This window comes from Actinomyces timonensis, assembly GCF_040702965.1.
Lineage (GTDB): Bacteria > Actinomycetota > Actinomycetes > Actinomycetales > Actinomycetaceae > Actinomyces > Actinomyces timonensis_A.
This window is the reverse complement of record NZ_CP159989.1, coordinates 1,482,773-1,508,724: the sequence shown is the minus strand read 5'-3', so window position 1 is coordinate 1,508,724 and position 25,952 is coordinate 1,482,773. Positions and strand designations below refer to the sequence as shown.

The following is a 25,952-nucleotide window of genomic DNA, read 5'->3' as shown; positions in this document are numbered from 1 at the left end:
GCCCCACCCGGATCCCTGTCAACCCCGCGCGAGGAGAACGACGATGACCAGTAACGATCACTCCGCCACCGCGCGCCCCGAGACCCTCAGGAGGGTCGATGGGCGCGAGATGCGCCTGGCCATCGGCAACACGCCGGTGGGCATCGAGCAGACCGAGGCCTGGGAGCGCTTCGAGGCCTCCCAGGGCCACGCCCTGTGGGGCCGCTACCTCTACGTCGGCGAGGACGGCAAGCCCGTGGCCGCCATCGCCATCTACGCCGACACCATCGGCGGCCGCCCCTTCCTGTGGGCCAAGCACGGCCCCACCTGGCTCAAGGAGCAGTCCCCCGAGCGAGAGGCCCACCTGCGCGAGCTCCTGCGCGCCGAGATCCGCCGCCGCGACCGCGCGATCCCCTTCCTGCGCATGCACGCCCGCTACAGCGCTCCGGACCTCCACGAGCTGCTCAACACCATCACCTACGACCGCACCTTCGTCATCGACCTCACGCCGCGCACGCCCGACGCCATCGCGGCCGCCATGCCCAAGGACGGGCGCCGGGCCGTCAAGCGCGCCCAGCGCGTGGCCGAGGAGGCCGGGTGCGCCATCAGCGACGAGACGGGCCTGGAGCGGGGCGAGTTCGCCGCCGTCTACGAGGTCCTCGCCGAGACCGCCCGCCGCGATGGCTTCCGCCCCCACCCCGCCGACGTCTACTGGTCCATGCTCACCTCGCTCGGTCCCGAGCACGCCCGGCTCTTCGTGCTGCGCCGCGACGGCGTCCCGCACTGCTGGGACCTCATCACCACCTCCGGCAAGGACGCCACCGCCTACTACGGGGCATCCTCCACCGAGTCCCGCGGCTTCCGCGGCGCCGAGGCCCTCGACTGGTGGGCCGCGCGGACCCTGGCCGAGGAGGGCTACCGCGGCCTGGACCTCATGGGCGCCGACTCGCCCCGCGTGCCCGAGCTCTACCAGGTCGGCATGTACAAGAAGCGCTACGCCAAGCATCCCACCGAGGTCGATGGCGCCTGGGACGTGCCCGTCAACCAGGCCGTGTACGCCGCGCTGCGGGCCGCCAAGACCGGCAAGGGCGCCTACAGGGCCCTGCGCGATCGCCTCGGGCGGCATTGAGGGGCGCTGAAAGGCGTTGGGGCGCCGAGGCCCGGGCCGACTGTGCCGCGCTGAGCGGCGCTGGTCAGTCTGAGTAGACTGCACCGCGTGCGCCGGCGGCGCGCCCCGCCCTCACCCGACCCAAGGAGACCGCAGTGCCCTCCCAGATCCCGCAGACAATCGACGTGACCATCGACGGCGCCGCCCGCGCCATCGAGGCGGGGACGACGGGCACCGAGCTCTTCGCCGCGGAGGCCCGCCACGGCGTCGTCGCCATGCGCGTGGACGGCGAGCCCTGGGACCTCGCGCGAGAGATCCCCGCGGGCGCCGCCGTCGAGCCCATCACCCTGGACTCCGAGGACGGCCTGGCCATCCTGCGCCACAGCGCCACCCACGTCATGGCCCAGGCCGTCCAGGAGATTTTCCCCGACGTCAACCTCGGCATCGGCCCCTTCATCACCGACGGCTTCTACTACGATTTCGGGGGGATCGACGCTGTCACCCCCGAGCTCATGCGCGATATCGAGAAGCGCATGAAGCGCATCGTCAAGGAGGGGCAGCGCTTCGTGCGCCGTGATATCTCCGAGGAGCAGGGCCGCGCCGAGCTCGCCGACCAGCCCTACAAGCTCGAGCTCATCACCACCAAGGGGGCGGGCGCCGAGTCCGCCTCCGTCGAGGTCGGCGCGGGTGGCCTGACCATGTACGACAATGTCCGTCGTGACGGCACAATCGCCTGGAAGGACCTGTGCCGCGGCCCTCATCTGCCCACCACCAAGCTGATCGGCAACGGCTTCGCCCTGACCAAGTCCTCCTCCGCCTACTGGAAGGGCGATCAGTCCGGTGACTCCCTCCAGCGCATCTACGGCACCGCCTGGGCATCCAAGGAGGATCTGACCGCCTACCAGGAGCGCGTCAAGGAGGCCGAGCGGCGCGACCACCGCAAGCTCGGCGCCGAGCTCGACCTCTTCTCCTTCCCCGAGGAGATCGGCCCCGGCCTCGTCGTCTTCCACCCCAAGGGGGCGATGCTGCGCCACGAGATCGAGAGCCACGTCATCGAGCGGCACCGTCAGTACGGCTTCGACTTCGTCCACACCCCCGAGATCTCCAAGAGCGGGCTCTTCCACACCTCGGGCCACCTGCCCTACTACGCGGACACCATGTTCCCGCCCATGCTCGCCGACGAGGAGCGTGACGAGTCGGGCACCATCACCAAGGCCGGCCAGGAGTACTACCTCAAGGCCATGAACTGCCCCATGCACAACCTCATCTTCCGCTCCCGCGGCCGCTCCTACCGCGAGCTCCCGCTGCGCTTCTTCGAGATGGGGCACGACTACCGCTATGAGAAGTCCGGCGTCGTCCACGGCCTGACCCGCATGCGCGGCTTCACCCAGGACGACTCCCACACCTACTGCACCACCGAGCAGGCGGCCGAGGAGATCAAGGCGCAGATCGCCTTCTTCATCTCCATCCTCGAGGACTTCGGCCTGACCGACTTCTACCTCGAGCTGTCCACCCGCGACGAGGACGGCGCCAAGAAGGACAAGTTCATCGGCTCCGACGAGGACTGGGCCACCGCCACTCAGGCCCTGGCCGAGGCCTGCGAGGCCTCCGGGCTCGAGGTCGTCCCCGACCCCGGCGGCGCCGCCTTCTACGGCCCGAAGGTCTCCGTGCAGGTCAAGGACGCCATCGGTCGCACCTGGCAGATGTCCACCGTCCAGTACGACTTCAACCAGCCCGAGCGCTTCGACCTGGAGTACACCGCGGCCGACGGCACCCACCAGCGCCCCATCATGCTGCACTCGGCCAAGCTCGGCAGCGTGGAGCGCTTCATCGGCGTGCTCACCGAGCACTACGCCGGCGCCTTCCCCGCCTGGCTGTCCCCGGTCCAGGCGCGCCTCATCCCCGTGGCCGAGGCCTTCGACGAGTACGTCGACGGCGTGGCCGCGACGCTGCGCGCCGCCGGGGTGCGCGTTGAGGCCGATCACTCCAACGACCGCTTCGGCAAGAAGATCCGCAACGCCGCCAAGGACAAGATCCCCTTCACGCTCATCGCGGGAGGCGAGGACGCCGAGGCCGGGGCCGTCTCCTTCCGCTTCCGGGGCGGCGACCAGGTCAACGGCGTGCCCGTGGACGAGGCCGTCGCCCACATCCGCCGCGTCATCGCCGAGCGCCTCAACGACCCCGCTGACGAGAGGCTCATCGCCCATGAGTGACGACGCCGCCCCGATGGCGCCGGTCGGGCGCGCCTCGATCGAGGACCCGCCCTATCACGAGGGAGCGCCGGAGTCCTTCCAGCGGCTGTGGACGCCGCACCGCATGGCGTACATCGGCGGGGCCGACAAGCCCAAGGACTCCACCCCCGGGCAGTGCCCCTTCTGCGCCGCCCCCGGGCGGGGCGACGAGGACGCGCTCATCGTCCACCGCGGCGAGCGCGCCTACGTCATCATGAACCTCTACCCCTACAACACGGGCCACCTCCTCATCTGCCCCTACCGGCACATCTCGGAGCTGACTGAGGCCTCCGACGCCGAGCGCCTGGAGATCATCCAGCTCTCCGCCCGCTCCATGGAGGTCCTGCGCGCCGTGTGCCGCCCGCAGGGGTTCAACCTCGGCATGAACGCCGGGCAGACCGGGGGAGCGGGCATCGCGGCGCACCTGCACCAGCACGTCGTGCCCCGCTGGACCGGCGACGCGAACTTCATGCCGATCATCGGGCGCGCCAAGCCCGTCCCACAGCTGCTGGGGGACCAGCGCGACATGATCGCCGGCGCCTGGGACTCCGCGCCCGCCACGCCCCGCGAGCCCTGACTGGCGCGCGGCGCCGGCGATCCCATACCCGACTGACACGAGACACGAGGCAGCCCATGCTCGGAAACCATGGCAGAGGCCTGACCAAGGCCCTGTTCACCAAGCCGGCCCTGCTCCTGGCCAAGGCCGGGATCACCCCCAACATGCTCACCGTGGCGGGGACCACCGCCTCCGTCACCGCGGCCGTCCTCACCATCCCCCAGGGCCGCTTCGTCCTCGGCCCCATCCTGCTGACCTGCCTGCTCGTGGCCGACTCCTTCGACGGCATCCTCGCCCGCGCCACGGGCGCCTCGTCCGCCTTCGGGGCCTTCCTCGACTCCACCATGGACCGCCTCGCCGACGGCGCTGTCTTCGGCTCGCTCGCCATGTGGGCCGCCACGCACCTTGACCCCGGGCCCTTGAGGACTGCGACGATCGCCCTGGCGCTCGCGGCGGTCGTGCTCGGCGCTGCCGTTCCCTACGCCCGCGCCCGCGCCGAGTCCGTGGGCGCGAAGGCCTCCATGGGCATCGCCGAGCGCACCGACCGCCTCGTCGCCATCGGCCTGGCCGCGCTCGCCGTGGGCCTGGGCGCCCCCCAGTGGGTCATCACCGCAGGGCTCGCGCTCGTCGCCACCGCCTCCCTCATCACCGTCATCCAGAGGGTCCTCGCCGTTCGGACCCAGCTCGCCGGAGTGCCCGCGGGCGGCAGGGCGGGAGCCTCCGGGTGAGGCGGCCCCGCGTCGAGGACGCCTACCGCCTCGCCTGGCGCGGTGCCAGGCGCCTGCCCACCGGGCTCGGCTACGCCCTCGCGCACGCCGTCGGCGACGCGCTGTGGGCCCGCCAGCGGGTGCTGCCCGCCCGAGGCGGGGTGGGCCAGCTCGAGCGCAACCTGGCCAGGATCATGCCCGCCGGCACCCCGAGGCGCCAGATCCTCGCGCTGTCCCGCGCCGGGATGCGCTCCTACATGCGCTACTTCTACGAGGCCTTCGCCCTGCCCGGCGTCGGCCAGGAGCGCATCCGCGCCCGTGTCCGGGCGGACCTGCCCCCCGCGCTGCGCGAGGACCTCCAGCGCGGCAGCGTCGTCCTGGCTCTCGCCCACATGGGCAACTGGGACCTGGCCGGCGCCTGGGCCTCGTCCGAGCTCGTCGGCGTGCTCACCGTCGCCGAGCGCCTGGAGCCCGCCGATCTCTTCGACCAGTTCGTGAGCTTCCGCTCCTCCCTCGGCATGCGCGTCATCGGGCAGGGCCGCGGCGAGCGGGTCTTCGAGCCGCTCGCCGTCGCTGCCGCCGAGCAGCGCCACCTCGTCGCCCTCCTGGCCGACAGGGACCTGTCATCGGCGGGCATCGAGGCGGACCTCCTCGGCCACACGATCCGCGTGGCCGCCGGGCCCGCCGCCCTGGCGCACCGCCTCGGAGCGCCCCTGTACGCGACCACGATCCACTACGAGCGCCTCAGCGGTGAGCGTCGTCGCCGCGCCGGGGCGCGCTGGGGGATCGTCCTCACCCTCGTCAAGGTGCCCGCCCCTCAGGACCGGGAGGGTCCCCGGGGCGACGGTGATGCCCGCGCGCTCATCACCGCCTGGACCAGGGCGTGGGTGGCGGCGCTGGCCCCCGGTCTTGCCGCGCATCCCGAGGACTGGCATATGCTCCAACCCGTCTACGACGCCGATCTGGACCACGAGCGCCTGGCCAGGCGCCACGCCCGGGAGCAGGAGGAACCCGTATGAGGATCGGACTCGTCTGCCCCTACTCCATGGACGCCCACGGAGGGGTCCAGGCCCATGTCATGGACCTGGCCACCGAGCTCATCAACCGCGGATACGACGTCGGTGCGCTGGCGCCCGCCTCGGAGGGCGTCGAGCTGCCCGACTGGATGACCTCAGCCGGGGACTCCGTCGCCATCCCCTACAACGGATCCGTGGCCCGCCTCAGCTTCGGGGCGCGCGTGGCCCGCCGGGTGCGGCGCTGGCTGGCCGACGGCCAGTACGACCTGCTCCACATCCACGAGCCGATCACGCCGAGCGTCGGGATGCTCGCCCTCCAGTCGGCCACGTGCCCGGTCGTGGGCACCTTCCACGCCGCCATGGACCGCTCGCTGGCCCGGGGCCTGCTCTCCCCGATGGCCACCCCCCTCATGGAGCGCATCACCGCGCGCATCGCCGTGTCCGAGGAGGCCCGGCGCACCCTCATCCAGTACCACGGCGGCGACGCCGTCGTCATCCCCAACGGCGTCAACGTCGCCCCCTTCGCCTCCGCCCCCAAGGACGACCCGCGCTTCGCGGGCGCCCCCGGGGCCCCGACCATCTCCTTCCTCGGGAGGCTCGATGAGCCCCGCAAGGGGCTCGCCGTGCTCGCCGGCGCCATCCCCGCCGTCCTCGATGCCGTCCCGGGCGCGCGCTTCCTCATCGCTGGTCGCGGTCAGGCCGAGGACCAGCGGCGCGAGCTCGCCCGGTTCGGGGGCGCCGTCACCTTCCTCGGCGGGGTGAGCGACGATGACAAGGCCGCCATGCTCGCCTCGGCGACCTGCTACGTCGCCCCGCAGACCGGCGGGGAGTCCTTCGGCATCGTGCTCGTCGAGGCCATGGCCGCCGGTACCCGGGTCATCGCCTCCGATCTCACCGCCTTCTCCGACGTCCTCCAGGGCGGCCGGCTCGGCTCTCTGTTCACCAACGGCGACAGCGCTGACCTCGCCCGGGCCATCATCGACACCCTCAACCGGGCCGAGGCCGCGGAGGCCCGCCGCATCGCCGCCACCGAGGCCGTCGGCCGCTACGACTGGGCGCGGGTGACCGACGCCGTCCTCGACGTCTACGACATGGCGCTGTCCACCGCCCACACCCGCGTCACCGTCGCCCCGGGACAGCGCACCGCGCTCGGGCGTCTGCGGGATGCCCTCGACGACTGAGAGAGGACCCCAATGAACGGGATCGACCCCATCCTCCTGGAGGTCATCGTCGCTCTTCTCCTCCTGCTGGTCCTCGGCTGGAGGCTCTACGCGATCGCCGTGAGGGTCGACCGCCTCCACCGGCAGGTCCTCGGCGCGCGCGCCACCCTCGAGAAGCACCTGGCCTACCGGGCGCAGGCCGCGGTCGACCTCGCCTCGACAGGGCTGCTCGACGCCGCCTCGGCGACGCTCCTCCAGCGCGCCGCCCACGAGGCCCTCGACTGCGAGACCCCGATCGTCCCCGACGGCCTCGACCCCCTCGACACCTCCGGGCGGAGGGCGGTCCCCGCCGAGCCCCCCCACGGCGGCGCGGGGCGCTCCCGGGCCGGAGTCGAGTCCGACCTCTCCCGGGTCATCCGCACCGCCGTCGACGGCGAGGCCAGGGCCGAGCTGCGCGCCACCGAGATGGGCGTGGACGCCGTCGGCCGCCTTGAGCGCGCCAGCGCGCGCGTCGTCCTGGCCCGCCGCTTCCACAACACGCATGTCGCCGAGGCCCGCAGGCTGCGCTCCACCCCGACGGTGCGCCTGCTGCGCCTGGCCGGGCGCGCCCCGATGCCCAGCGCCTTCGACATTGACGACGACGCCGAGCCATCCCCTGATCAGGAGGCATCATGACCGCGCCCGGAAGCTCGGGGTGGGCGCCGCGCGCAGGCTACCGGCGCTCGGCATGGGCCCCCCGCCCCACCCGTCACGAGGACGTCTTCGCCTCACCCTCCGCCCCCGACTGGGCCGATCCCGCCGCCATGCGCCGCGCGCGCCGGCGCCGCGTCGTCGTCGGCCTGATCGTGGCGGCCGGCGTCATCGGCGCGGGCATCATGCTCTACGTGCTGGCCTCCATCGCGACCAGCGGCTCCAGCCTCGTCCAGATGACCCTCCTCGCCCTCGTGCCCCTGGCCATCGTGCTGACCACCGTGTGGTGGATCGACCGCTGGGAGCCCGAGCCGCTCGGGATGCTCCTGCTGGCCTTCCTGTGGGGAGTCGGCGTGTCCACGGCGGTCTCCATGGTGGCCAACACCAGCGCCACCATCCTCCTGGCCGGCGCCACCAACGACTTCCAGTACGTCAGCGCCGTCATCACCGCGCCCGTCGTCGAGGAGAGCACCAAGGGGCTGGGCGTGCTCCTCATCTTCCTGCTCTCGCGGCGCTCCTTCAACGGCGCCGTCGACGGCATCGTCTACGCGGCCGTCGTGGCCGCGGGCTTCGCTTTCTCCGAGAACATCCTCTACTTCCTGCAGAACCAGGACAACCTCGCCCGCACCTTCGTGCTGCGGGGCATCATGTCGCCCTTCGCGCACATCATGTTCACCTCCTGCACCGGCGTGGCGATCGGAGCCTCGGCCAGGATGCGCTCGCGCCTGGCCTGGCTGTGGTCCACCCCGATGGGGCTGGCCGGGGCGATCTGCCTGCACGCCTTCTGGAATGGCGCGCTGTCGAGGAACCTCATGCTCTACTTCGTCGTCGAGGTCCCCCTGTTCATCGCCTCCATCGCCGTCGTCCTGGCCCTGCGCTGGCGCGAGAGGCTCCGGATACGCGCGAGGCTGCGCGAGTACGGGCAGTCCGGCTGGTACCACGAGGCCGAGGTCATCATGCTCACCACCTCCGCCGGGCGCAGGGCCGCTCGTCGGTGGGCCAGGAGGCGCGGCCCGGGCGCCAAGCGCGCCATGCGCGACTTCCAGGCCGCGTCCATCCGACTGGCCAACCTCCGCCAGGGCGCCATGGAGGGCTACTCGGCGAGCGACTTCGCCGCCTCCGAGAAGGCTCTCCTCGACCGCGTCATGGGCTCGCGCGCCGCCTACATGGGGAAGCGCTGACATGGCCGCCGAGGAGGGGCCCGCATGACCCCGCGTCCGAGCGCGCCGGGCCTCGCCCCCGACGGGCGCGACCCCGCCCGAGTACCCGCCGACTGGCGGGAGCTGCTCGACTCCGAGGAGTGGCACCTCGGTCCCGAAGGGCTGCCCTCCCGACGCGCCGCCCGCGTCATCGCCCTGCGCGAGGATCCCGAGCCTGGGATCCTCCTCGTCCTGGGCCACGACTTCGCCGACGCCTCCCGCGCCTGGGCCTTCACCCCCGGCGGCGGCATCACCGACGGCGAGGGGCCCCGTGAGGCGGCGCTGCGCGAGCTGCGGGAGGAGACCGGCATCTCCCTGGCGGCCGACCGGCTCATCGGCCCCGTCGTCGAGAGATCCAGTGACTTCGTGTTCAACCTCGTCACCTGCCGCCAGGACGAGGTGATGTACCTCGCCCGCCTGGAGCGCCCCGACACCGCCGCCCTCGAGGGCCATCACGGCGAGCTCGACCGCGCCGGGTGGACGGACTTGGAGCGCGACGTCCTGGACTCGCTGCGCTGGTGGGGCCTGGACGAGCTCGACGACGCCGTCGCCGCGGGCATGACCGTCTACCCCGAGGCCCTTCCCGTCCTGGCCCGCGAGCTCATGGCCGGATGGGACGGCGCCGTCCGCTTCATCCACGAGAGGTCCTGAGGCGCGCGGGCGCGGGCAGCGGGCCCCGGCGCGCTAGGATGGGCGCGGTTCGCCGCGCTCGCTCGCGGCACGTCAGAGACATTGAGCCTGGACACCGAGCCAGTCCGCTACTGCCGAGGAGAACACATGTCGGGTCACTCCAAGTGGGCCACCACGAAGCACAAGAAGGCTGCCATCGACGCCAAGCGCGGCAAGCTGTTCGCGCGCCTCATCAAGAACATCGAGGTCGCCGCCCGCACCGGTGGCGGTGATCCCGCCGGCAACCCGACCCTCTTCGACGCCATCCAGAAGGCCAAGAAGAACTCCGTCCCCGCCGACAACATCACCCGCGCCGTCAAGCGCGGCAGCGGCGAGGAGGCCGGCGGCGCCGACTGGCAGACCATCATGTACGAGGGGTATGGCCCCGCCGGCGTCGCCTTCCTCGTCGAGTGCCTCACCGACAACCGCAACCGGGCGGCCTCCGACGTGCGCGTCGCCTTCACCCGCACCGGCGGGTCGCTGGCGGACCCCGGCTCGGTGGCCTACAACTTCACCCGCAAGGGCGTCGTTGAGATCGCCAAGGCCGACGGCATCGACGAGGACACGATTCTCATGGCGGTGCTCGACGCCGGCGCCGAGGAGGTCATCGAGGGCGCCGACTCCTTCGAGGTCGTCTCCGAGCCTCAGGACCTCATCGCCGTGCGCACCGCCGTCACTGAGGCCGGGATGGACTACAACTCCGCCGAGTCACAGTTCGTCGCGGGCACGAGGATCGAGGTCGACGCCGACGGCGCCCGCAAGGTCCTGCGCCTCGTCGACGCCCTCGAGGACCTCGACGACGTCCAGAACGTCTACACCTCGGTGGACATCTCCGCCGAGGTCGCCGCTGAGCTCGAGGCGGACGAGGACTGAGCGCCGCGGCCGTCGCCCACCCGGGCGGGCGACGGCGCGCCTCCGGCCGCGCCATCGTCGCCCAGCAGCGCGTCTTGGGCATCGACCCCGGGCTCACGCGCTGCGGGCTCGGCTGCGTGGACATCGATCCGAGGCGCCGCGCCCGGCTCGTCGAGGTCGGCGTCGTGCGCACGCCGCCCGCCCAGAGCCCCGAGCTGCGGATCCTGGCCATCGCCGAGGCCCTCGACGACTGGATCGCGCGGCTGGGACCCAGCGCGCTGAGCGTCGAGAGGGTCTTCGCTCAGGACAACCTGCGCTCCGTCATCGGCGTCGCCCAGGTCATGGGCGTGGTCATGCTCGCCGGCGCCCGCGCCGGGATCGAGGTCGCCCAGCACACGCCGAGCGAGGCCAAGGCGGCCGTCACCGGGTCGGGGGTGGCCGGCAAGGCCCAGGTTCAGGCCATGGTCGCCCGCATCCTCGGTCTGGCCGAGCCCCCCAAGCCCGCCGATGCCGCCGACGCGCTCGCCCAGGCCATCTGCCATGGCTGGCGCGGCGGGGGCACCGGGGCGGACGGCGCCACCGAGATGGTCTCCGCCGGAGGAGCCGTGCGCGCCAGCGCCCGGACCCCCGCCCAGCGCCGGTGGGCGGCCGCCCAGGCGGCGGCCCGTCGCACCGGTGCCGTCGATCCCCGCCACGCCGGATGATCGCGCGGGGCCCGCGTCGCGCGCCCCTGCTACTATCCGAACAGCTGTTCGAAGGGAGTCCCCGCCTATGATCGCCTCGCTGCGCGGCGCCGTCACCGCGGTCTCGCTGAACTCGGCGGTGATCGAGACCGGGGGAGTAGGCGTGGCCGTCCTCGCCACCCCCACCACCCTGTCCTCGTTGCGCGTGGGCGCCGAGGCCGTCCTGCACACCGAGCTCATCGTGCGCGAGGACTCCCTGACCCTCTACGGATTCGCCGACGCCGACGAGCGCGACTGCTTCCGCGTCCTGCTCGGGGCCAAGGGCGTGGGCGCCAAGCTCGCCCTGGCCATGCTCGCCGTCCACACGCCCGACGCCCTGCGCCGCGCCATCGCCGCCGAGGACCTCGCCTCCCTCAAGCGCGTCCCCGGCCTGGGGCCCAAGGGCGCGCAGAGGATCATCATCGACGTGGGCGACAAGCTCGGGCCCCCGCTCGGCCAGGATCCCTCCGTGAGCCGCGGCGGGCCCATCGCCGACGGCGCGGCCGAGGCCGGCGAGCCCCACCCCGACGTCGTCGCCGCGCTCATCCAGCTCGGCTGGAACGAGGCGAGCGCCCGCGAGGCCGTCCTCGCCGTCGAGCCCGGCCTGGCCGCCCCCGGCCAGGCCCCGGCCGTCCCCGAGATCCTGCGCGCGGCCCTGAGGTGGCTGGGCGGTGGCCGCCGTGGCTGAGGGCGTGCCGGGCCGCTTCATGGGCGGCGAGGCCGATGAGGCCGAGCGCGCCGCCGAGGCCGCCCTGCGCCCCAAGCGCCTGGAGGACTTCACCGGCCAGGAGGTCGTTCGCGGCCAGCTCTCCGTGGTGCTGCGCGCGGCCCTCGCCCGCGGCGCGGTCCCGGACCACGTGCTCCTGTCCGGCCCGCCCGGCCTGGGCAAGACGACGCTCGCCATGATCATCGCCGCCGAGGTCGGAGGGGCGCTGCGGCTCACCTCCGGGCCCGCCATCCAGCACGCGGGGGACCTGGCGGCGATCCTGTCCTCCCTGGAGGAGGGCGATGTCCTCTTCATCGACGAGATCCACCGCCTGGCCCGAACCGCCGAGGAGATGCTCTACCTGGCGATGGAGGACTACCGGGTGGACGTCGTCGTCGGCAAGGGCCCGGGCGCCACCTCCATCCCCCTGGCGCTGCCCCCCTTCACGGTGGTCGGCGCGACCACCCGGGCGGGGCTCCTCCCCGCGCCGCTGCGCGACCGCTTCGGGTTCACCGGCCACCTCGATTACTACGCGCCAGGGGATCTGGCGCGGATCCTCAACCGCTCCGCCGGCCTGCTCGGCGCGGGCCTGGAGCCCGAGGCCGCCTCCGAGCTCGCCAGCCGTTCGCGCGGCACGCCGCGCATCGCCAACCGGCTCCTGCGGCGCGTCCAGGACTGGGCCCAGGTCCACGGAACCCCCGGGCTCCTCGATCTTCAGGCCGCCCGCGCCGCACTGGAGGTCTTCGAGGTCGACGCCCTGGGCCTGGACCGCCTCGACCGGCAGGTGCTGGAGGCCCTGTGCTCCCGATTCGGCGGCGGCCCGGTGGGCCTGGCGACGCTCGCGGTGAGCGTCGGGGAGGAGCCGGAGACGGTCGAGACCGTGGCCGAGCCCTACCTCGTCCGCGAGGGCCTCGTGGTGCGCACGCCCCGGGGCCGCGCCGCGACCCCCGCCGCCTACGCGCATCTCGGCCTGGAGCCCCCCGCCGAGGGCGCCCTGTTCGCCTGAGCGCCGAGCGGCCCCGGCCGCCCCCTGCCGGGAGGCCCGTCCCGGGTGGAGGAGCGCAGTCGGGCCACGGCGCGATCACGCGTGCGTCTCGGCTCGTGCCGCCCGGCCCGAACGGGGCGCGTGTCACAGCCTGGTCGGGGTTTCGGCCTCCCCGTCGCCCCCGGCGGTGACCTAGACTCGGTGCGGTTTGCCCCACATCGGGGCGTCGTCGCCGCAGGAGCTGCGGATCACTCTCGGAACTGGAGTCCCTATGTCCATCTTGATCATGCTCGCCGCGTTCCTCATCATCATGTGGCTGTTCAGCGGTTTCGCCCGCCGTCAGCAGCAGAAGATCGTCGCAGAGCAGGACCGGCGCCGCGAGGAGGCCCTCGTGGCGGGGACCTGGGTGCGCACCACCGGCGGCTTCTACGGTCAGGTGGTCGATGTCGACGGCGACGTCGTCGTGCTCGCCACCCAGCTGGGCGACGAGTCCCTGTGGAACAAGAAGGCCATCGTCTGCGCCGAGGAGCCTCCCTTCGCCTCCTCCGGCGAGGACGGTGACGCCGACGCCGACGCCGACGCCGACGCCGACGACGCGGCCCACGTCATCGCCGAGCAGGCCACCGCCGACTCGGGGGCCGCCGAGTCCTGATCCCGACAACCCCCGGCCCCGCCCACTCCCCAGGGCCTGCCGGGCGCATCCCTCACCCCATGCATCCCGCCGCCCAGGCGGCCACCTGATGAAAGGGACCCCGTGCCCACCAAGAAGATCAAGCGCCCCGGAGCCAGGATCCTCCTCCTGCTGCTCATCCTCGCCGTCGGCTTCGGCGCCCTCGCCCTCGGCTCGGCGACGAAGCGCACCGCCATCACCCCCGGCCTCGCCCTCGACCTCGAGGGCGGTACCCAGATCATCCTCACGCCGACCACGACCGACGGCTCGGAGGTCTCTGACGAGGACGTCAACCAGGCCATCGAGGTCATCCGCCAGCGCGTCGACGCCTCCGGCGTGACCGAGGCCCAGATCTCCCGCCAGGGCGGGAAGAACATCGTCGTGGCGCTTCCCGGAACCCCGAGCGAGGCCACCCTCGATCTCGTGCGCAAGGCGGCGGTCCTCTACTTCCGCCCCGTCATCCGCACCATTCCGGTCAACGCCGCGAAGATCGCGGAGCGGCAGAACCAGTTGGCGGCGAATCAGAAGGCGCAGGCCACGGCCACCCCGACCGGCGAGGCCACCCCCAGCGCCGCTCCCTCCGCCACCCCCGCGCCGACTGACGAAGCCACCCCCTCTCCGACCGGCGAGGCCACCCCCGCCCCGACCGGCGAGGCCACCCCCAGCGCCAGTCCCTCCGCCACTCCCACCATCCCGATGACCACGCCCGAGGAGGTGGCCAAACGGGCCGCCGACGTCAACCGGGACGGCACCATCAGCGAGGACCCCCTGCCGTCCACCAGCGACGACAACTCCTCGGACTCGTGGATCACCGAGAAGATGATCTACGACGCCACCATGCTCGACTGCACCGCCCCGGAGAACCTCACCGGTGAGGCTCAGGACCCCGCCAAGGCCGTCATCTCCTGCGACAAGCGGGGCAACGGCACCGCCTACATCCTCGGCCCCGCCGACATCGCCGGCACGGACATCGACAAGGCCGTCTCCGGCACCGAGACCACCGAGAACGGGGGGGCCACCAACAACTGGGGCGTGTCCGTCGAGTTCAGCTCCGCGGGAACGGAGCGGTTCGCCGAGGTCTCCAAGCGCCTCCTGGGCTACCGCGACGCCGCCAAGGCCGCGCGGCCCACCGCGGGGGCCAACGGCGCGCCGGCCAGCAACACCACCGATTCCCAGAAGGCCCAGTTCGCCATCGTCCTGGACGGCCTGACGATCACGGCCTCCGGCTTCCGCGACTCCGTCACCTCGCCGATCACCGATGGCCGCGTGCGCATCGAGATCGGTCAGGGGGCTCAGGCCCGCGCCCAGTCCAACACGCTGGCCAACCAGCTCTCCTTCGGCGCGCTGCCCATCAACTTCACCGTCCAGTCCGAGCAGCAGATCTCGGCGACCCTGGGAACCGAGCAGCTGCGCAACGGCCTCATCGCCGGCCTCATCGGATTCCTCCTCATCATCGTCTACCTCGCCTGGCAGTACCGGGGCCTCTCGGTCGTCGCCGTGGCCTCCCTCATCATCGCGGCGGTGGGCACCTACCTCGTCATCGCGCTGCTGAGCTGGCTCATCGGCTACCGGCTGTCGCTGGCCGGCGTGGCCGGTCTCATCATCTCCATCGGTATCACGGTGGACTCCTTCATCATCTACTTCGAGCGGGTCCGCGACGAGGTCCGCAACGGCCGCACCCTCATCGCCGCCGTCGATGAGGGCTGGAAGCACGCGCGCCGGACCATCGTCGTCTCCGACGCCGTCAACCTCGTCGCCTCGGTGGTCCTCTACGTCCTGGCGGTCGGCGGCGTGCAGGGCTTCGCCTTCACCCTCGGCGTGACCACCGTCGTCGACCTCGCCGTCATCTTCGCCTTCACCCACCCGCTGATGGTGTGGATCCTGCGCCTCCGCTTCTTCGGCGAGGGGCACAGGCTCTCCGGCCTCGACCCCGAGCACCTCGGCGCCCGCTCGCTCTCCGCCTACGGCAGGGGCCGGGACGCCCTCATCGAGGGGGCCGCCGGCTCCCTGGCCCGGCGCAAGGCCCGCGCTCGGCGCGGTGAGCCCGATGGCGACGCTCACGGCGACGCCGCGATCGAGGGGGACGACGCCGTCGACTCCCAGGCCTACGATGGGAAGGACGGTGAGTCGAAGTGAAGAACCTCGCCACCCTCGGAAACGAGCTCTACTCCGGAAAGACCTCCATCCCCTTCATCGCCAAGCGGCGCATCTGGTACACGATCGCCGCGATCATCGTCATCGGCTCCGCGACGCTCCTCGGCACTGTGGGCCTCAACACCGGCATCGACTTCAAGGGCGGCTCGGAGGTGACCATCACGGGCCTGGCATCGCCCGCTGAGGGCCCGGCCAACACCGTCCTGTCCGATCAGGGCCGCTCCGCGGGCTCGACGGTCACCAAGCTCGGTTCCTCCTCGGTGCGCGTCCAGACCACCGCGCTGGACAAGGCGGACCTCGACGCCCTGTCCAGCGGCCTGGCCAGCGCCTACGGGGTCGACGCGGGCAATGTCTCCTCGACGACCATCGGCCCGACCTGGTCCTCTGACGTCACGAGCAAGGCCATCCGGGGCCTCCTGCTGTTCTTCCTGCTCGTTGGCGCCCTCATCTGGATCTACTTCCGCGCGTGGAGGATGGCGGCCGCGGCACTGCTCGCCCTGGCCCATGACATCATCATCACCGTCGGCATCTACGCCGCGACGGGGTTCGAGGTCACCCCCGCCACGATCATCGGCGTGCTCACGATCCTGGGATACTCCCTCTACGACACGGTGGTCGTCTTCGACAAGATCCGCGAGAACACCGCCTCCTTCACCTCGCAGACCCGCTCCACCTACGCCGAGCTGGCCAACCTCGCGGTCAATCAGACGTTCATCCGCTCCGTCAACACCTCGATCGTCGGCGTGCTGCCGGTGGCCTCGCTGCTCTTCGTCGGCGCCTTCATCCTGGGCGCCGGCACGCTGCGGGACATCGCCCTGACGCTCTTCATCGGCATGATCGCCGGCACGCTCTCCTCGATCTTCCTGGCCACGCCGCTCCTGGTCGACCTGGGGCGCCGGGAGAAGAGCGTGCGCGAGCAGGCCGAGCGCGTCGAGCGGGCCCGCAGGAGCCTCATCGAGGCCGCCGGCGACGACGAGGGCGCCGTCGAGGCGATCCTGGCCGCCCCCAAGGCCTCGCCCCTCACCCCCGGCCACCACCTCGGACAGGCCGCCCAGCCCAAGAGGAGGAAGAAGCGCCCATGAGCGTCCCCCCACCCCTGCCCGCCGCCCTCACCCGGCTCGTGGCCGACAACCTCCGGGAGATCCCCGACTTCCCCGAGCCCGGAGTCCTCTTCCGCGACATCACGCCGCTGCTGGTCAACGGCCCGGCCTTCGCCGAGCTCATCGACGGCCTCGCCGAGCACTACCGGGGCCGGATTGACGTCGTCGCCGGCCTGGAGTCCCGGGGCTTCATCCTCGCCGCGCCGCTGGCCGTGAGGCTGGGCATCGGGATGCTCACCGTCCGCAAGGGCGGCAAGCTCCCCGGACCCGTTATCGGCGTCGACTACGCCCTGGAGTACGGCACGGCCCGCATGGAGCTGCGCCCCGAGACCGTGCGGGCGGGGGACCGGGTCCTCATCATCGACGACGTCCTGGCGACCGGCGGTACCGCCGCCGCCTCCATCGAGCTCGTCGAGCGCGCCGGGGGCAGCGTCGAGGCGATCTGCATGCTCTTGGAGCTCGCCGGGCTGGGCGGCAGGGCCCATCTGGGCGGGCGGGACGTTGACGCCGTCGTCGTCTACTGACCTCCACTGATATCGCCGCCCGGTCCCGGCCCTGCCGGAGGCGGGATCACCCCCGGCGGGTCCCGCCCCGGCGGGCCTCAGGGCATCAGATGTCCGATGCGTGGCTCCGCTCGTGGCTATGATGTCGGAATGACCGAGACCAAGGGCGCAGCGGACACGGGGAACGACGCGATCGTGCCCGGCTCGCGCGTCCGCAGCCGCCTTGCCTGGTTCGGCTCCCGGGGGCACTCGACGCCCCCCGCGATCGACCCACTCCTGCGCGCCCTGCGGGCCAACCACCCCAAGGCGGACACCGGGCTCATCGTTCGCGCCTACCAGGTGGCCGAGAAAGCCCATCAGGGCCAGAAGCGCAAGTCAGGCGAGCCGTATATCACCCACCCGGTGGCGGTGTCCACCATCCTCGGCGAGCTCGGCATGACGCCGCAGACCCTCGCGGCCGCCCTGCTGCATGACACCGTCGAGGACACCGACTACACCCTCGACAAGCTGCGCGCGGACTTCGGCGATGACATCGCCCTGCTCGTCGACGGCGTCACCAAGCTCGACAAGCTCCAGTACGGGGAGGCCGCGCAGGCCGAGACCGTACGCAAGATGATCATCGCGATGTCCCATGACATCCGCGTGCTCCTCATCAAGCTGGGGGACCGTCTCCACAACGCCCGGACCTGGAAGTACGTCCCCGCTGAGAGCGCCGCCCGCAAGGCCAAGGAGACGCTCGAGATCTACGCGCCCCTGGCCCACCGGCTCGGGATGAACACCATCAAGTGGGAGCTTCGAGGACCGCTCCTTCAAGGCCCTCTACCCCGGCGTCTACGACGAGATCGAGCGGATGGTCCATGAGAGGGCGCCGGCCCGCGAGGAGTACCTGCGCCAGGTCCGCCTGAAGATCGAGGAGGACCTGCGGGTCAACAAGATCAAGGGGACCGTCACCGGGCGGCCGAAGCACTTCTACTCGATCTACCAGAAGATGATCGTGCGGGGGAAGGACTTCGACGACATCTACGACCTCGTCGCCGTACGCGTCATCGTGGACTCGGTGCGGGACTGCTACGCCGTCCTCGGCGCCCTCCACTCCCGCTGGACGCCGATGACCGGGCGCTTCAAGGACTACATCGCCGTCCCCAAGTTCAACCTCTACCAGTCGCTGCACACCACGGTGCTCGGGCCCGGGGGCAAGCCCGTCGAGATCCAGATCCGCACCGCGGAGATGCACCGCATGGCGGAGTACGGCGTCGCCGCCCACTGGAAGTACAAGGAGGACCCCAACGCCTCCGGGCCGGCCCCGGGCGCCCCCGGTGCCGAGGACGCCGGCGAGATGGGCTGGCTGCGCCAGCTCGTCGACTGGCAGAAGGAGACGCAGGACCCCGCCGAGTTCCTCGACTCCCTGCGCTTCGAGATGGCAGGCTCGCAGGTCTACGTCTTCACCCCCATGGGCGACGTCCTGTCCCTGCCCAGCGGCTCCACAGCCGTGGATTTCGCCTACGCCGTCCACACGGAGGTCGGTCACCGCACCGTCGGCGCCCGCGTCAACGGGCGCCTCGTGCCCCTGGACACCCGACTGGAGAACGGCGACACCGTCGAGGTCTTCACCTCCAAGGCGGCGAATGCCGGCCCATCACGGGACTGGCTCAGCTTCGTGGGCTCCACTCGGGCGCGCAACAAGATCCGCGCCTGGTTCTCCAAGGAGCGCCGCGAGGAGGCTATTGAGGAGGGCAGGTCCGCGATCGCGCGGGCGATGCGCAAGAAGGACCTCCCGATCCAGCGGCTCATGAGCCATGACTCACTCACGGACGTCGCCAAGAGCCTCGACAAGGTCGATATCGACGGGCTCTACGCCGCGGTGGGCGAGGGACACATCTCCGCCCAGCACGTCGTCGACACCCTCGTGACCGCCATGGGCGGCGAGGCCGGCACCGAGGAGACCCTCGCTGAGGGCGTCCTTCCCACCCGGGCCTCGGCCTCCTCCAGCCATCGCCGCAGTGGGGACTCAGGAGTCGTCGTCGAGGGCATGGACGCCGACGACGTCTACGTCAAGCTCGCCCGCTGCTGCACGCCTATGCCCGGGGACCCGATCGTCGGGTTCATCACGAGGGGATCCGGGCTCTCCGTGCACCGGGCGGACTGCCAGAACGTCGCCCAGCTCCAGCGCGAGCCCGAGCGGATGCTCCCCGTGACCTGGGCCGAGCACGCGCACTCGGTCTACCTCGTCCAGCTGGAGGTCGAGGCTCTCGACCGCGGCGGCCTCCTGGCCGACGTCACCCGCGTCCTGGCCGACAACCACGTCAACATGATCTCAGCGACGATCAGCACCTCCAGGGACCGCGTGGTCACAGGGAGGTTCGTCGTCGAGCTCGCCGCGGCGAGCCACCTTGACCACACCCTCGCCTCCCTGCGCAGGATCGACGGCGTCTATGAGGCCCGCCGCACCACCTCAGGCGCCCGGAACCGCGGCTCCTGAACCGCGATGGGCGGCAAGCGGCACGGTCCGCCGGCGCAGCGCCCCCGCGCGCTCGGGGAACACCCGCTCCACGCTCAGGATGAGCCGCTGGGCGCGGGGGCGGCCGCGCGCCGCCCCGCCACGGCAGTGCCCCAGGGCCAGGAGCATCCCGCGCCGCGTCGCCCCGGCGTCGTAGGCCGCCAGGATCGCCTCGACGGCCCGGGTCGGAGGCGCGGTCCTCGCCACGTCGACGGCGGCGCGCTCCAGGGTGGAGCACTCCACTCCGGCCAGGACCACCCGGTCCTCCGAGGGCAGCGACATGCGGTGGGACTCCAGGCCCCGCCACGCGCCGGGCCTCTTCGCGCCCGCCACGGACAGGACCTCGGGCGGCCTGAGCCCCGTGTGGACCCAGAGCGCGCTGGGGCCGCAGACCAGGTTGCCCCGCGGAACATGGGGGCCCAGGGCCCGGGCTCGCAGCGGGGGAGAGGTGAGCAGGTCGCTGGGGTAGTGGCCGCCCAGGAGCGGGGTGAGCAGCTCGTCGTCGAGCCCGTGGCAGCGCAGCACCCGCATGTCCTGCGGCGGGAGGGCGCCGAGCGCCGGCTCGATGGGACGGGGGCGCAGCCATGCGAGAGCCGCGCGGGCGGGGACGTGGGGATGCCTGGCCATAGGACAATGCTGGGCCCCCGCGCGGCGCCGCGGAAGGGGGCTCGGAGGATCTGTGGATAACACCAGGGGGCCTCGCGCGGGCGGCGGCCGGGCGGGACGGCTGATGCCCGGCACCTCGATCGGTGCCGGGCATCAGCCGGTTCCTGAGGCGTCGCGCGCCCGGATCAGGCCCGGGCCGAGCGCAGGACCTGGTCGAGCCAGGCGCGACGGGCAGTGAGCGCCGCCTCCGCCTCCGCGACCTTCTTGGCGTCCCCCGCGGCCTGGGCGGCGGCGAGCTCCTTCTCGAGCTCGGCGATCGAGTCCTGCAGCTGACCGGCCAGGCCCTCGGCGCGGGCCTTGGTCTCCGGGTCTGTCCGGCGCCACTCGGCGTTCTCCGCCTCGCGGATCGCGTCCTCGACGGCGCGCATGCGTCCCTCGATCCGGCGCACGGCCGAGCGCGGCACGCGCCCCGCCTCCTCCCAGGCGTCCTGGATGGGGCGCAGGGCCTTCTTGGCGGCCTTGGCGTCCTTGATCGGCAGGAGGGCCTCAGCCTTGGCCACGAGGGCCTCCTTGGTCTTGAGGTTCTCCGCGAACTCGGCGTCCACGGCCTCGTCCTTCGCCTTGCGGGCGTCGAAGAAGACCTGCTGGGCGGCGCGGAAGCGCGCCCACAGGGCGTCGTCCTCCTTGCGCGAGGCGCGGCCGGCCTTCTTCCACTCGTCCATGAGCCCGCGGTACTTGGCGGACGTGCCGGCCCAGTCCGTGGAGCCCGAGAGCTCCTCGGCCCGCTTGATGAGGGCCTCCTTGGCAGCCTTGACCTGCGACTGCTTGGCGTCGAGCTCGGAGAAGAACTGGCGGCGGTGACGGTCGAAGGCGGTGCGGGCGTGGCTGAAGCGCTTCCACAGGGCGTCCTCGGTGGGGCGGTCCAGGCGCGGCCCGCGACGCTGGGCCTCCTTCCACTTCTCCAGCAGGTCGCGCAGCTCGGCGCCGGAGTTCTTCCACTGGGTGCGCGCCGGGTCCTGCCCACTGATCTCCTCGGCGCGCTCGACGATGGCGGTGCGGTCCTTGAGGGCCTGCTCCTTGGCCGCGGCGCGCTCGGCCGCAACGGCCTCGCGGCGCTCCGCGGCGAACCCGCGCAGGGCGGAGAATCGGGCGCGCAGCCCATCGAGGTCCCCGACGGCGGCCGGCTCGACGAGAGAGGCCTCGATGGAGGCGATCGTCGTGTCGATGTCGTGGACCGAGAGGTGCGGCAGGCGCGTGGCGAAGAGGTCGATCGTCGCCTTGAGGTCGAGGTAGCGGCGCACGTAGAAGGCCATGGCCTCAGCGATCGGGGCATCCGGGAACTGGCCGACCTCGCGCTCGGCGCCGCCGTCCTGGACGTAGACCTTGCCCTCGCCGTCGACACGGCCCCACTTGGCGGCGTCCATGGCCTCCTCGGGGTCGATCGGCGCCTCACTCGTCGCCGCGGGCGAGGACTGCTCGACCGGGGCGGGGGCTGCGGCATCCGCGGCGCCGACGGCCGGCTCGATGCTCGCGGCCTCGTCAGAGCCCTCGACGGCGGCCACCTCCTGAGAGCCGGGGGCCCCGGAGGGCGCGGCCGGTTCGGCGGCCTCCTCGGCCGCCGTCCTCTCGGGCTCCGCGGCCCGGGCCGCTGCCTGGTCAGCGGGCGCCTCGGCCTGGGCGGGCTCGGCGGCGGGCGCCGGCGCGCCCGTGGGGGCGGTGGTGGTCTCGGTGGTGGCGGAGGCGGGCTCCGACTCGGACGTGGCGGTGGGCTCCAGCTCGGCGGCGGGCTGCGTCTGCTCAGTCACGTTGTGCTCCTTCGTGGTTGACGGGGCGAGGGAGGATCCTGATCCCTGTTCCGTTCGCGCCCGGCCTCGCCGGCCGGGTGGTGGTGCGCTGGCCCGGGAGGCGCCAGCACGCCGAGCCTACCCGCAACATCACTGAACTCCGAGCCCCGACCGCCCTTGATCTCGGAAGGGGCGCCTGGGTCCCCGGACCATGACTGCCGCCTCCAGCGCCCTTGATCCGGGGGCACCGCTCAGGCGGCCTATGCGAGTCGGGCCGTCGGCCCGGAGCCGAGTCGAGCGCGCGTGGGAGCCGCAATGGCGCATCTACGCGCAACTATGTAGAATTAGGTGCGCAGTGCGAAGGGGCCTTCCCTGGCCTTGGGAGGACTGCGGGAGGCCGCCGGAGCGCCGGCCGGAGAGGATGAGGAGGGCGTGAGATGACCCTGACCGTCGCGGATGTCTACGCCGAGCAGGGCCTCGACTACGACGAGGAGGCCCACGCCCGTCAACTCCGGGCCATGCTGCGCGAGGCGCCACGGGGAATGGCCGTGGGGGAGACGATGCTCGCCGACCTCGTGGAGCGCGGAGGCCTGGACGAGCCCGCGCGTCTGCGCTCCTGGTCGGGGCGGGACGCCGCGAGGCTGGCCGCGGGCCATGCCGAGATGGTCATTAATCGGACCCTCGAGCTCACGCTCTCGGCCGCGCAGGCCGCGCGGGAGCTGGGCATCAGCCCCTCCCGCCTGTCCCACCGCGCCGCCTCCACGCCGCTGGCCTCCACGGTGGTGGGCGGGCGCAAGCGCTACTGGCGCTGGCAGTTCGCCGCTGGGGGGGCATTGCCCCACCTGGGGGAGGTCGCCTCGAGGCTGCCGGGGGACCTGGCGGGGATCGACATCGCCACCATCATGACCTCGCCGGATGAGTCGCTGGCCGACCGCAGCCCCGTGGACCACCTCCTGCTCGGAGGCGACGCCGAGCCCGTCGTCGCGCTTCTCGACGCCGCCGCCCGCGCCGCCTGAGCGCCGCCGCGCCCCCGCCATGGCCCTCCACGCCCCGAAGAACCCCCGTCGCCCTCGAAGGCCGCTCTCGATCGGGCCGGAGGACATCCTCCCCTATCAGGACCTGCTGTGGCGCGTCCACCGCACGGCGGGGGAGTACCCGTCGGCCTGGAACGGCTTCCGCTCCTACGGCCCCCTGACCACCATGCGCTGGGACCCGCATCCTGGGCCCCGCGGCGATCACCCCGGGCATGGCGTGCTCTACGCGGCCACGGACCTGCGCACGGCCGTCGCCGAGTTCTTCCAGGCGCAACGCCGGGTCGACCCCATGAGGGCGGGCGTCGCCGCGACCACATTCGTCCCCGTCCGCCCGCTGCGGCTCCTGGCGCTCCTCGCCGAGGACTCGTCCTGGCTGCTGCGCAGCGGGGCCAGTCATTCGCTCATGGCGGCGCCCCGGGGCACCTGTCGGGCCTGGGCCCGGGAGATCGCGCGGGCCGAGCCCGCCGACGGCCAGGGCCCGGTGGACGGGCTGTGGGCGGAATCCACGATGACGGGGTGCCCCATGGTGGTGCTCTTCGAGCGGGCCGCCTCCGCCCTGCCCGAGGCGCCCCGGGACAGCGCCCTCCTCGCAGCGCCGGTCATGATGGCGGCGCTGGAGGATATCAGCGCCTCCCTCGGCTGGGAGCTCGCCTGGCCGACGGCGTGACGACCCGCGCTCGTACCCCCGCGCGCCCGGCGGGCGCGGATGATCACGTGAGCGGCCCGGGGCGAGTGGCTACGCTGGCCCCATGATCCTCGAGCGCACGATCGCACCCGTCTTCGCCGCCAACTGCTACGTGCTCGCCCCCGCCTCCGGGGGCCCGGCCCTCGTCGTCGACCCGGGAGCGGGAGCCGCGCGGGGCGCGATCGCCCTGCTCCGCTCCAACCGGCTCACCCTCGGCGCGATCCTCCTCACCCACGGGCACGCCGACCACGTGTGGGACGCCGCCGCCCTCATCGAGGCCGCCCGCGACGAGGGGATCCTCTCCATCGCCGATCCGCTCGCCCCGGCGGCCTCCGTCCCCGTCTACGTCCCGCAGCCCGACCTCCACCGCCTCGACGACCCCGACGCCTCCACCGCCATCAGCGCCAATGGCATGAGCTTCGCCGATATGGCCGGCACCGCATGGAAACGGCCCGCCGACATCCGAGCCTTCCCCGCCGAGGGATTCGGCGCCGCCTTCGAGATCCTCCCCGGCCTCGGCCTCCAGGCCGTCCCCGCCCCCGGCCACACCGAGGGCTCCACGCTCTTCTTCTTCAACTCCCGCCTGGCGGACAACTACCTCCTCACCGAGGCCGAGGTGATCGACGACGACCCCAGCCACGCTGATGAGGAGCACGACTACCTCATGGCGCTGGCGGGCGACGTCATCTTCAAGGGCTCCGTGGGCCGCACCGACCTCCCCGGCGGCGACCAGGTCCAGATGTGGGCGACCCTCCGCCTCCTGGCCGGCGCCGTCTCCCCGGAGACCATTCTCCTGCCCGGCCACGGAGCGGTGACCACCATGGAGCACGAGCACCACGGCAACCCCTATCTGGCCGAGGCCAAGATCCGTGGTGGCGATCGCAACGCCTGACACGCACCCCACCCGGCGAGCGCGCCATGACACAATGCCAGCCATGGCATCGAGCGTCCAGGCGCGTCAGGCGCAATCGTCCCTGTCCGGCTTCCCCGAGTGGCTCCCCGCGGGCCGCATCGTCGAGCAGTCCTTCCTGGACGCCCTGCGTGCCACATTCGAGCTGCACGGCTTCTCCAGCATCGAGACCCGCGCCGTCGAGCCCCTGTCCGAGCTCGCCCGTAAGGGGGAGACCTCCAAGGAGGTCTACCTGCTCAACCGCCTCCAGGCCGACCCCGCCGACTCCGAGGAGGCCGACCCCGCCAAGCGCCTCGGCCTCCACTTCGATCTCACCGTCCCCTTCGCCCGCTACGTCCTCGACAACGCCGGCACCCTCACCTTCCCCTTCAAGCGCTACCAGATCCAGAAGGTCTGGCGCGGCGAGCGCCCCCAGGGCGGCCGCTTCCGGGAGTTCATCCAGGCCGATATCGACATCGTCGGCGACGGCTCCCTCCCGCTGCACAACGACGTCGAGGTCCCGCTCATCATGCACGAGGCCCTGGCCGCCCTGCCCATCCCGCCGGTCACCATCCACGTGTCCAACAGGAAGGTCGCCCAGGGGTTCTACCAATCCATCGGCGTAGGCGACGACGAGCTCATCGAGGTCCTGCGCATCGTCGACAAGCTCGACAAGATCGGCCGTGACGCCGTTGCTGCCGAGCTGCACCGAGGCGGTGGGGCTGAGCGCCGACCAGGCGGCGCGCGCCCTCGACCTCGCCACCATCACCGGGACCAGCCCGAGGGCGATCGATGCCGCCGTGCGCACGGCCCTGGGCGAGGCCGCGCCCTCCGAGACGCTCCTTGAGGGCCTGGCCGAGCTCGCCGGCCTCCTCGACGCCGCCAACCTGCGGCGCCCCGGCGCGATCATCGCCGATCTCAAGATCGCCCGCGGCCTCGACTACTACACGGGCACCGTCTACGAGTCCTTCATGGCCGGCCACGAGGACCTCGGCTCGGTGTGCTCCGGCGGGCGCTACGACTCCCTTGCCTCCAACGGCAAGCGCACCTTCCCGGGCGTGGGCATCTCGATCGGGGTGTCCCGCCTCCTCGCCCGCGTCATCGGCGCCGGCCTCATCGAGGTCACCCGCGCCGTGCCGACCGCCGTGCTCGTGGCCGTCACCGACGAGGCCCACCGCGCCGACTCCGACGCCGTCGCCGACCGCCTCCGCCGGCGCGGGATCCCCGCCGACGCCGCCCCCAACGCCGCCAAGTTCGGCAAACAGATCCGTTTCGCGGACAAGCGCGGCATCCCCTTCGTCTGGTTCCCCGGCGCCCCCGGGGAGGGCGACTCCGTCAAGGACATCCGCTCCGGGGACCAGGTTCCCGCCGACGCCGCCACCTGGCAGTGCCCCGAGGATGACCTCGCCCCGCGCCTCGTGGCCCGCGGCGGCCAGGCCTGAGAGACATC

Annotated in this window: 22 protein-coding genes and 2 pseudogenes; 22 read left to right on the top strand and 2 right to left on the bottom strand. The window is 72.4% G+C overall.

The window, feature by feature from the left end; translation table 11 throughout:
- Nucleotides 1-43 precede the first annotated feature (43 nt).
- The 18 genes and pseudogenes from ABXS69_RS06550 (at nucleotide 44) to ABXS69_RS06465 (ending at nucleotide 19,486) form a co-directional block, all read left to right on the top strand.
- Nucleotides 44-1,108, top strand: coding sequence for a GNAT family N-acetyltransferase (locus ABXS69_RS06550; RefSeq protein ID WP_366179944.1), 1,065 nt, complete (start codon nucleotides 44-46; stop codon nucleotides 1,106-1,108).
- 134 nt (nucleotides 1,109-1,242) lie between these two features.
- Nucleotides 1,243-3,300: a threonine--tRNA ligase gene (thrS, locus tag ABXS69_RS06545; RefSeq protein ID WP_366179943.1), complete on the top strand. Its 2,058-nt coding sequence runs from the start codon at nucleotides 1,243-1,245 to the stop codon at nucleotides 3,298-3,300.
- Complete coding sequence (locus ABXS69_RS06540; RefSeq protein WP_366179942.1) at nucleotides 3,293-3,895, top strand: HIT domain-containing protein; 603 nt, start codon at nucleotides 3,293-3,295, stop codon at nucleotides 3,893-3,895. The genes thrS and ABXS69_RS06540 overlap by 8 nt, the downstream gene beginning before the upstream one ends.
- Nucleotides 3,896-3,951: 56 nt before the next feature.
- A complete protein-coding gene (pgsA, locus tag ABXS69_RS06535; protein WP_366179941.1) occupies nucleotides 3,952-4,602 on the top strand; it encodes a phosphatidylinositol phosphate synthase in 651 nt (216 codons plus the stop codon).
- On the top strand, nucleotides 4,599-5,600 hold the full coding sequence (locus ABXS69_RS06530; protein ID WP_366179940.1) for a phosphatidylinositol mannoside acyltransferase: 1,002 nt from the start codon (nucleotides 4,599-4,601) through the stop codon (nucleotides 5,598-5,600). Before pgsA ends, ABXS69_RS06530 begins: the two co-directional genes overlap by 4 nt.
- Entirely contained in the window at nucleotides 5,597-6,778 is a 1,182-nt protein-coding gene (locus ABXS69_RS06525; protein WP_366179939.1) for a glycosyltransferase family 4 protein, read from the top strand. Before ABXS69_RS06530 ends, ABXS69_RS06525 begins: the two co-directional genes overlap by 4 nt.
- A 12-nt stretch (nucleotides 6,779-6,790) precedes the next feature.
- Nucleotides 6,791-7,432, top strand: coding sequence for a hypothetical protein (locus ABXS69_RS06520; protein WP_366179938.1), 642 nt, complete (start codon nucleotides 6,791-6,793; stop codon nucleotides 7,430-7,432).
- On the top strand, nucleotides 7,429-8,628 hold the full coding sequence (locus ABXS69_RS06515; protein WP_366179937.1) for a PrsW family intramembrane metalloprotease: 1,200 nt from the start codon (nucleotides 7,429-7,431) through the stop codon (nucleotides 8,626-8,628). The genes ABXS69_RS06520 and ABXS69_RS06515 overlap by 4 nt, the downstream gene beginning before the upstream one ends.
- Before the next feature lie 24 nt (nucleotides 8,629-8,652).
- Nucleotides 8,653-9,297: an NUDIX domain-containing protein gene (locus tag ABXS69_RS06510; protein WP_366179936.1), complete on the top strand. Its 645-nt coding sequence runs from the start codon at nucleotides 8,653-8,655 to the stop codon at nucleotides 9,295-9,297.
- 126 nt (nucleotides 9,298-9,423) lie between these two features.
- The gene (locus ABXS69_RS06505; protein ID WP_366179935.1) at nucleotides 9,424-10,188 is read left to right on the top strand and encodes a YebC/PmpR family DNA-binding transcriptional regulator; all 765 of its coding nucleotides are present in this window, start codon (nucleotides 9,424-9,426) and stop codon (nucleotides 10,186-10,188) included.
- 80 nt (nucleotides 10,189-10,268) lie between these two features.
- Nucleotides 10,269-10,871 carry a crossover junction endodeoxyribonuclease RuvC gene (locus tag ABXS69_RS06500; protein ID WP_366181556.1) on the top strand — a complete coding sequence of 201 codons (603 nt, stop codon included), beginning with the start codon at nucleotides 10,269-10,271 and terminating at the stop codon, nucleotides 10,869-10,871.
- 67 nt (nucleotides 10,872-10,938) lie between these two features.
- A complete protein-coding gene (ruvA, locus tag ABXS69_RS06495; RefSeq protein WP_366179934.1) occupies nucleotides 10,939-11,577 on the top strand; it encodes a Holliday junction branch migration protein RuvA in 639 nt (212 codons plus the stop codon).
- Between the two features lie 19 nt (nucleotides 11,578-11,596).
- On the top strand, nucleotides 11,597-12,601 hold the full coding sequence (gene ruvB / locus ABXS69_RS06490) for a Holliday junction branch migration DNA helicase RuvB (RefSeq protein WP_366181555.1): 1,005 nt from the start codon (nucleotides 11,597-11,599) through the stop codon (nucleotides 12,599-12,601).
- A 250-nt stretch (nucleotides 12,602-12,851) separates the two neighbouring features.
- Nucleotides 12,852-13,232: a preprotein translocase subunit YajC gene (locus tag ABXS69_RS06485; protein WP_366179933.1), complete on the top strand. Its 381-nt coding sequence runs from the start codon at nucleotides 12,852-12,854 to the stop codon at nucleotides 13,230-13,232.
- 102 nt (nucleotides 13,233-13,334) lie between these two features.
- Entirely contained in the window at nucleotides 13,335-15,386 is a 2,052-nt protein-coding gene (gene secD / locus ABXS69_RS06480; RefSeq protein WP_366179932.1) for a protein translocase subunit SecD, read from the top strand.
- Nucleotides 15,383-16,486, top strand: a complete 1,104-nt coding sequence (gene secF / locus ABXS69_RS06475) for a protein translocase subunit SecF (protein WP_366179931.1) — start codon at nucleotides 15,383-15,385, stop codon at nucleotides 16,484-16,486. The genes secD and secF overlap by 4 nt, the downstream gene beginning before the upstream one ends.
- Nucleotides 16,483-17,028 (top strand): adenine phosphoribosyltransferase, encoded by a 546-nt coding sequence (locus tag ABXS69_RS06470; RefSeq protein WP_366179930.1) that lies wholly within the window; start codon nucleotides 16,483-16,485, stop codon nucleotides 17,026-17,028. The genes secF and ABXS69_RS06470 overlap by 4 nt, the downstream gene beginning before the upstream one ends.
- A gap of 129 nt (nucleotides 17,029-17,157) precedes the next feature.
- A pseudogene (locus ABXS69_RS06465) lies at nucleotides 17,158-19,486 on the top strand (bifunctional (p)ppGpp synthetase/guanosine-3',5'-bis(diphosphate) 3'-pyrophosphohydrolase).
- Here the strand turns inward: ABXS69_RS06465 and ABXS69_RS06460 are convergent.
- Nucleotides 19,460-20,131, bottom strand: a complete 672-nt coding sequence (locus tag ABXS69_RS06460) for a hypothetical protein (protein WP_366179929.1) — start codon at nucleotides 20,129-20,131, stop codon at nucleotides 19,460-19,462. The pseudogene ABXS69_RS06465 and the gene ABXS69_RS06460 sit on opposite strands and share 27 nt — an antisense overlap.
- 164 nt (nucleotides 20,132-20,295) lie before the next feature.
- Nucleotides 20,296-21,915, bottom strand: a complete 1,620-nt coding sequence (locus ABXS69_RS06455; protein WP_366179928.1) for a DUF349 domain-containing protein — start codon at nucleotides 21,913-21,915, stop codon at nucleotides 20,296-20,298.
- Between the two features lie 416 nt (nucleotides 21,916-22,331).
- Between ABXS69_RS06455 and ABXS69_RS06450 the strand changes: the two genes are divergently transcribed.
- From ABXS69_RS06450 to hisS, 4 genes and pseudogenes are all read left to right on the top strand, one after another.
- Nucleotides 22,332-22,910 carry a hypothetical protein gene (locus ABXS69_RS06450; RefSeq protein WP_366179927.1) on the top strand — a complete coding sequence of 193 codons (579 nt, stop codon included), beginning with the start codon at nucleotides 22,332-22,334 and terminating at the stop codon, nucleotides 22,908-22,910.
- 19 nt (nucleotides 22,911-22,929) lie between these two features.
- On the top strand, nucleotides 22,930-23,595 hold the full coding sequence (locus ABXS69_RS06445; RefSeq protein WP_366179926.1) for an RES family NAD+ phosphorylase: 666 nt from the start codon (nucleotides 22,930-22,932) through the stop codon (nucleotides 23,593-23,595).
- An 82-nt stretch (nucleotides 23,596-23,677) separates the two neighbouring features.
- Nucleotides 23,678-24,505 carry an MBL fold metallo-hydrolase gene (locus tag ABXS69_RS06440; protein ID WP_366179925.1) on the top strand — a complete coding sequence of 276 codons (828 nt, stop codon included), beginning with the start codon at nucleotides 23,678-23,680 and terminating at the stop codon, nucleotides 24,503-24,505.
- 43 nt (nucleotides 24,506-24,548) lie between these two features.
- A pseudogene (hisS, locus tag ABXS69_RS06435) lies at nucleotides 24,549-25,944 on the top strand (histidine--tRNA ligase).
- Nucleotides 25,945-25,952: the final 8 nt, after the last annotated feature.

Bases quoted from the DNA above. Each gene is read 5' to 3' on its own strand.
- ABXS69_RS06485 (WP_366179933.1), top strand. From the start codon at position 12,852: ATGTCCATCTTGATCATGCTCGCCGCGTTCCTCATCATCATGTGGCTG.
- pgsA (WP_366179941.1), top strand. From the start codon at position 3,952: ATGCTCGGAAACCATGGCAGAGGCCTGACCAAGGCCCTGTTCACCAAG.
- ruvB (WP_366181555.1), top strand. From the start codon at position 11,597: ATGGGCGGCGAGGCCGATGAGGCCGAGCGCGCCGCCGAGGCCGCCCTG.
- ABXS69_RS06510 (WP_366179936.1), top strand. From the start codon at position 8,653: ATGACCCCGCGTCCGAGCGCGCCGGGCCTCGCCCCCGACGGGCGCGAC.
- ABXS69_RS06525 (WP_366179939.1), top strand. From the start codon at position 5,597: ATGAGGATCGGACTCGTCTGCCCCTACTCCATGGACGCCCACGGAGGG.
- ruvA (WP_366179934.1), top strand. From the start codon at position 10,939: ATGATCGCCTCGCTGCGCGGCGCCGTCACCGCGGTCTCGCTGAACTCG.
- ABXS69_RS06515 (WP_366179937.1), top strand. From the start codon at position 7,429: ATGACCGCGCCCGGAAGCTCGGGGTGGGCGCCGCGCGCAGGCTACCGG.
- ABXS69_RS06470 (WP_366179930.1), top strand. From the start codon at position 16,483: ATGAGCGTCCCCCCACCCCTGCCCGCCGCCCTCACCCGGCTCGTGGCC.
- ABXS69_RS06540 (WP_366179942.1), top strand. From the start codon at position 3,293: ATGAGTGACGACGCCGCCCCGATGGCGCCGGTCGGGCGCGCCTCGATC.
- ABXS69_RS06550 (WP_366179944.1), top strand. From the start codon at position 44: ATGACCAGTAACGATCACTCCGCCACCGCGCGCCCCGAGACCCTCAGG.
- ABXS69_RS06505 (WP_366179935.1), top strand. From the start codon at position 9,424: ATGTCGGGTCACTCCAAGTGGGCCACCACGAAGCACAAGAAGGCTGCC.
- ABXS69_RS06450 (WP_366179927.1), top strand. From the start codon at position 22,332: ATGACCCTGACCGTCGCGGATGTCTACGCCGAGCAGGGCCTCGACTAC.
- ABXS69_RS06445 (WP_366179926.1), top strand. From the start codon at position 22,930: ATGGCCCTCCACGCCCCGAAGAACCCCCGTCGCCCTCGAAGGCCGCTC.
- ABXS69_RS06440 (WP_366179925.1), top strand. From the start codon at position 23,678: ATGATCCTCGAGCGCACGATCGCACCCGTCTTCGCCGCCAACTGCTAC.
- ABXS69_RS06520 (WP_366179938.1), top strand. From the start codon at position 6,791: ATGAACGGGATCGACCCCATCCTCCTGGAGGTCATCGTCGCTCTTCTC.
- ABXS69_RS06460 (WP_366179929.1), bottom strand. From the start codon at position 20,131: ATGGCCAGGCATCCCCACGTCCCCGCCCGCGCGGCTCTCGCATGGCTG.